Below are 5,755 nucleotides of genomic sequence, written 5' to 3' on the forward strand. Positions count from 1 at the left end.
TTGAGAAGAGACGGGTCGGATTACAAGCTATTGACCGTCCCCGGGTTTCCCTTGGCGGATTACCGTGAATGGCACGCCGGCGAGGTGGAGGGATTGCCCCGGTTAAGCGAGAATTAGATAAGGGCAGAAAAGAAACGGTCGGATCCCCCGGATGGCAATGGCCGTCTCTAGCGGCTAGGAGACCCCTTGGCTTTGGCCGATAGGCTGACCCCGCTTTAACATATACCACTCCGGCCGTCCGGTGGTCCGGCCCTTTTATAATTGAGAATTGAAAATAGAGAATTAAAGAGATGATAATAGCGGTAGATTTCGACGGTACGATCGTCGAGCACAAGTATCCGGCGATCGGGCGTGAGCTTCCTTTCGCCATCGAGACGTTGAGGAAATTGCAATCGGATCGGCATAAGCTGATCCTTTGGACGGTCCGTGAGGGCGGGCTCTTGGAGGAGGCGTTGTCCTTCTGCCGTGAGCGTGGCTTGGAGTTCTACGCGGTGAACCGTGACTACCCGGAGGAGGAGAGAGACCGGAACAACCACTTCTCCCGCAAGCTGAAGGCGGACGTTTTCATCGACGACCGCAACCTCGGCGGCCTCCCGGACTGGGGCACGATCTACGAGATGGTGACCAAGGGACTGAGCTATGAGGACTTGACGCGTAAATACGAGTCGGAATACGAGCCGGAGAAACCCAAAGGTTTCCTGTCCCGCCTTTTCCGTTAAGTCCGTGTGATCCGTGTTTAAAGAAATAAAAACGATAACAAAATAATATGAAGATCAAAAGACTACTGTTCCTATTCTCGCTGCCCCTTTTGCTGGCGGCGTGTACGTCTTACAAGAACGTGCCCTACCTCCAGAACCCGGAGGCGGTGAACGATCTCGAGGGGACGCTTCCCCTGTATGACGCCAAGATCATGCCCAAGGACCTGTTGAGCATCACGGTCAACACGACGGACCCTCAGGCGGCGGCCCCGTTCAACCTGACGGTGCAGACCCCGTTGAACGCGGCCCTGACGAACATCAACACGACGACGCAACCCACGTTGCAGCAATACCTCGTGAACAACTCCGGCGAGATCGACTTCCCTGTGATCGGTACGCTGAGGGTCGGCGGCTTGACGAAGAACGAGGCGGAGAGCCTGATCCGTGAGAGATTGAGGCCTTACTTGAAGGAGGCGCCCATCGTGACGGTGCGCATGGCGAACTACAAGATCTCGGTCTTGGGCGAGGTGGCCCGTCCGGGCAGCTTCACGATCGGCAACGAGAAGGTGAACGTTCTGGAGGCGTTGGCGATGGCCGGCGACATGACGATCTATGGCGTACGTGACAACGTGAAGCTGATCCGCGAGGACGAGAGCGGGAAGCGCAAGATCATCAACCTTGACCTGAACAACGCCGGAATCGTGACCTCCCCGTATTATTATTTGAAACAGAACGACATCCTTTATGTCACGCCGAACGAGACGAAGGCGAAGAACTCCGATATCGGTAACAGCACGACGTTGTGGGTGAGCTCGATCTCGATCTTGGTCTCGATCGCCGGCCTGTTGGTGAACATACTTAAATAATTGAAAATAGAGAATTGAGAATTGAAAATTTAGAGAGATGGTGGACGATGGTATAAATACAAGCAATAATAATAATAACAATCCGGAGGGGGAGGATCGTGAGATCAATCTTTACGCCGTGTTTTTCAAGTATATGGTTTATTGGCCTTGGTTCGTGGCGAGCGTACTGGCCTGCTGCATCGGGATGTACGTCTTCCTGCGTTACCAGACGCCGGTGTATAACGTCACGTCGTCGGTGCTGATCAAGGAGGACGAGAAGAAGGGGGCAAACGCCGCCAGCGGCTTGGCTGCGATACAGGACCTTGGCATGCTCTCGATGACGAGCAACTTCGACAACGAGGTCGAGATCCTGAGGTCCCGCACGTTGATCAAGAAGGTGGTGAACGACATGGGCCTGTATATCGACATGGAGGAGTCGAACGCCTTGGGCTTCAACCCCCCTTTATACAAGAACTCCCCCGTTAACGTGTTCATCACCCCCGAGGAGGCGGACCGTCTGGTGGCCCCCGTCGAGCTACGCATGCGCTACACGAAGGAGGGTCAGCTAACGGTGAGAGCGGAGTACAAGATCGACAAGGAGGGTGACGAGGAGACGATGGAGCAGGGCTTCGACAGGCTCCCCGCCATATTGCCCACCCCCGTGGGGGTTTTCAGTTTCACGTGCATGGATTCCATACCCGAGTTGGAGGGCGGGGAGATCGAGCTGGTGGCCCACGTCCATACGCCCACGTCCACTGCCGAGGCTTACGGCAAGGAGTTGAGCGTGACACCCTCGTCCAAGACGACGACGATCGCCAAGGTATCCTTGAGGAACACGGTGAGGCGACGAGGCGTTGATTTCATCAATCGCTTGGTGTCGTTCTACAACCAGGACGCCAACGACGAGAAGAACGAGGTGGCGCAGAAGACGGCTGAGTTCATCGAGGAGCGCATCGGCATCATCAACGGCGAGCTGGGCACTACGGAGAGCGAGCTCGCTGCCTTCAAGCAACGCTCCGGCCTGACGAATTTGACGAGCGACGCCCAGATGGCTTTGCAGGAAAGCTCGAGGTATGAGCAACAACGTACGGAGAACGCCACGCAGATCAACTTGGTGCAGTATCTCCGCAATTATATCGACGATCCTGCGAACATGGACGAGGTGATCCCTGCCAACGTGGGCCTGCGGGATCAAAACCTCACCTCTGTCATCGACCAGTACAACACGATGATCATCGAGCGCAAGCGCCTGTTGCGTACCTCTTCGGACAGCAACCCGGCCATCATCAACATGAACGCCGGCATCGAGGCTATGCGCCGCAACGTGAAGACGACGGTGAACAGTGTCTTGAAGGGTCTCCAGATCGCCAAGGCGGACATCGACCGTCAGGCGAGCAAGTTCGAGAGCCGCATCAGCGACGCCCCGAGGCAGGAGAAGGAGTTCATGACGATCTCCCGCCAGCAGGAGATCAAGGCCACGTTGTACGTCATGCTGTTGCAGAAGCGTGAGGAGAACGCCATCACGCTGGCAGCCACGGCAAACAACGGCCGCATCATCGAGGAGCCGCTCGCCGATGAGCGTCCTGTCGCCCCGAAGAGGATGGTCTTCATGCTTGCGGCGTTGATCTTGGGCCTGGCGATCCCGGTGGGCATTGTCTACCTTCATGACCTGTTGAAATACAAGATCGAGAACCGTGAGGACGTTGAGGCGATCACGGGCGTGGCTATCTTGGCGGAGCTCCCGTTGGTCAAGAAGACGGGTGAGGGCTCGATCGTGGTGCGTGAGAACAAGAACGACCTGATGGAGGAGATGTTCCGGGGGTTGCGCACGAACCTCTTGTTCATGCTAGGCAAGGACGAGCGTGTGATCCTTTTCAGCTCCACGCAACCGGGCGAGGGCAAGTCTTTCGTCGCTGGCAACTTGGCGGTGAGCTTGGCTTACTTGGGCAAGAGGGTGGTGGTGGTCGGCATGGACATCCGCAAGCCGGGCTTGAACAAGGTGTTCAATATCTCCCGTAAGATGGAGGGCATCACGAACTACCTGAGCGACCCGGATCACGTGGAGTTGTTCGACATGGTCCAGCGATCCGATATCAGCCCTAACCTCGATATCCTCCCGGGCGGTCCTATTCCCCCGAACCCGACTGAGCTGGTTGCCCGTGACGTGCTGGAGAGGGCTATCGCCCGGTTGAAGGAACGCTACGACTATGTCATCTTGGACACGGCCCCTATCGGCATGGTTACGGACACGGCGATCATCGGCCGTGTGGCTGACATGTGCGTGTACGTCTGCCGTGCGGACGTGACACCGAAGGCCGGTTTCAGCTACATCAACGTGTTGCGGCGTGAGCGTAAGTTCCCGAAGCTCGCGACGGTCATCAATGGCCTGGACATGAGCAAGCGGAAGAATAGTTACGGTTATGGTTACGGCAAGAAATACGGCTACGGCAAGGGATACGGTTATGGCTACGGCTATGGTTACGGTTTCGAGGCCGGTGACAAGAAGAAATAACTAATACGCAAATCATGCAAATAACATTACTATTACTGTCGGGCTTCCTTTTCTCCGTGCTGTTCGGGATGGTGATCATCCCGAGGATCTTGGTGATCTCCCACAAGAAACGGTTATATGATGTCCCGGATTCCCGTAAGGTACATACGACGCCGGTCCCCCGTTTGGGCGGCCTGTCGTTTTTTCCGGTGATCCTGATGTCCATGTTCCTTGTGATAGGCTTCCGCCTGTACTTTTGGGATATGGGCTCATCGAGCCTGTCGTTCAACATGCTCTATGAGTATCTCTTTCTGTTCGTGGGCATGACGTTACTCTATCTAGTGGGTGTCTGCGACGATCTAGTGGGTGTTGGCTACCGTTACAAGTTCGCCGTCCAGATCGTGTCGGCGTTATTATTGGTACTGTCCGGTAATTGGTTCGGTTCCTTGGGAGGCTTGTTCGGTGTGTACTCGGTTCCCGCTTGGGTGGGGATCCCCGTCACGGTCTTTATCGTGGTGTATATCACGAACGCCATTAACTTGATAGACGGTATCGATGGCTTGGCCTCCGGTTTGTGTAGCATCGCCCTGTCGGTCTTGAGCGTGATCTTCTTTATCCGCATGCAATATGTTTACGCCTTGTTGGCCATCTGTACGCTGGGAGTCCTCATGCCTTTTTGGTGTTACAACGTCTTTGGCAACGCAAACCGTGGCCATAAGCTCTTTATGGGTGATGCGGGTAGTCTTACGCTGGGCTACGTGATCAGTTTTCTGATCATCCATCTGTGCGTGTCGAATCAAGTCTTACCGGAGTTACCAAATCCCTATATGGTGATCGCTTTCTCCACGGTCTTGGTCCCTTTACTCGATGTGATCCGTGTGGTGCTTCATCGCCTTCGTAATCATCGTAACCCGTTCTTGCCCGATAAGAATCATTTCCATCACAAGCTGCTTCGTACGGGTATGCGTGTACGGATGGTGATGGTGACGATTCTGTGCGTATCTGTTTTTTTCATCGTATTGAATGTCTTATTGGCCATGAAGGTAAACGCCACCTACCTCTTGCTCTTGAACTTGGTTTTATGGTCTATCCTTCACTTGACGATCAACCGCTTCATAACGAGGCATCATAAAGAGCAAGAGCTGAAAGAGATAGGGGGTATTTTTACAAAGTAAGTCGTGAAACCGGACAATCTAGCGAGTGAATGACGAGCCGGTATCTATTTTATAAGACGAGATACTCCTCCCTTGCGTCAAAGCAAGGGCAAGCCTTGCGTATGTAAGGGCTTAATTGGTAATGTCCTAGGATGCGTGCCTCCGGATAGTCCCTTCGTAATTGCCGTAGCAGATCCATCAAGGTACACCGCTGGGCGTAGGTCCGGGTATCAGCTGGACGGCCTTGTTCGTCGAGTCCTCCCTCGTAACATATACCGATACTTTTGTCGTTCCATCCGGCTGCGTGCGCCCCGATCTGATTGACCGGCCGGCAGCGGTGTAATTCCCCGTCCCGTGTGATATAGAAATGATAGCCGATATCGGCGAATCCCCGTGCCTTGTGCGATGAACGGAGCGCCTCCATAGGAAAATCCCTGTCATATCGTGTGGCCGAGCAATGAATTACAAGGAGGCTGACCTCCCTGTAATTCTGGTAGAAACAATAAACCTTACCCATGATAATTGAAATTGAAAATTAGAGAATACAGGATTGGATGCCAAGTGCTC

5 protein-coding genes are annotated in these 5,755 nt (G+C 54.3%); 4 read left to right on the forward strand and 1 reads right to left on the reverse strand.

All coding sequences use genetic code 11. The features are described from left to right. The first annotated feature begins 290 nt into the window (after positions 1-290). From DW205_RS21790 to DW205_RS21805, 4 genes are read left to right on the forward strand one after another with little or no spacing between them, the layout of a single operon-like run. Positions 291-719: a BT0820 family HAD-type phosphatase gene (locus tag DW205_RS21790; RefSeq protein ID WP_005863166.1), complete on the forward strand. Its 429-nt coding sequence runs from the start codon at positions 291-293 to the stop codon at positions 717-719. A 47-nt stretch (positions 720-766) separates the two neighbouring features. Continuing rightward, on the forward strand, positions 767-1,564 hold the full coding sequence (locus tag DW205_RS21795; RefSeq protein WP_005865687.1) for a polysaccharide biosynthesis/export family protein: 798 nt from the start codon (positions 767-769) through the stop codon (positions 1,562-1,564). A 37-nt stretch (positions 1,565-1,601) separates the two neighbouring features. Then, positions 1,602-4,055 carry a tyrosine-protein kinase gene (locus DW205_RS21800; RefSeq protein WP_121963167.1) on the forward strand — a complete coding sequence of 818 codons (2,454 nt, stop codon included), beginning with the start codon at positions 1,602-1,604 and terminating at the stop codon, positions 4,053-4,055. Between the two features lie 14 nt (positions 4,056-4,069). Continuing rightward, complete coding sequence (locus tag DW205_RS21805) at positions 4,070-5,209, forward strand: MraY family glycosyltransferase (RefSeq protein WP_005857920.1); 1,140 nt, start codon at positions 4,070-4,072, stop codon at positions 5,207-5,209. A gap of 49 nt (positions 5,210-5,258) precedes the next feature. On the opposite strand, the gene DW205_RS21810 is transcribed toward DW205_RS21805, so the two are convergent. After that, positions 5,259-5,705 carry an N-acetylmuramoyl-L-alanine amidase gene (locus tag DW205_RS21810; RefSeq protein WP_008778430.1) on the reverse strand — a complete coding sequence of 149 codons (447 nt, stop codon included), beginning with the start codon at positions 5,703-5,705 and terminating at the stop codon, positions 5,259-5,261. Positions 5,706-5,755: the final 50 nt, after the last annotated feature.

Source organism: Parabacteroides sp. AM17-47 (genome assembly GCF_003434625.1).
Lineage (GTDB): Bacteria > Bacteroidota > Bacteroidia > Bacteroidales > Tannerellaceae > Parabacteroides > Parabacteroides distasonis.

What these genes read in the sequence shown, in the direction of transcription:
- DW205_RS21805 (WP_005857920.1), top strand. Translation starts at nt 4,070, where the DNA reads ATGCAAATAACATTACTATTACTGTCGGGCTTCCTTTTCTCCGTGCTG.
- DW205_RS21795 (WP_005865687.1), top strand. Translation starts at nt 767, where the DNA reads ATGAAGATCAAAAGACTACTGTTCCTATTCTCGCTGCCCCTTTTGCTG.
- DW205_RS21810 (WP_008778430.1), bottom strand. Translation starts at nt 5,705, where the DNA reads ATGGGTAAGGTTTATTGTTTCTACCAGAATTACAGGGAGGTCAGCCTC.
- DW205_RS21800 (WP_121963167.1), top strand. Translation starts at nt 1,602, where the DNA reads ATGGTGGACGATGGTATAAATACAAGCAATAATAATAATAACAATCCG.
- DW205_RS21790 (WP_005863166.1), top strand. Translation starts at nt 291, where the DNA reads ATGATAATAGCGGTAGATTTCGACGGTACGATCGTCGAGCACAAGTAT.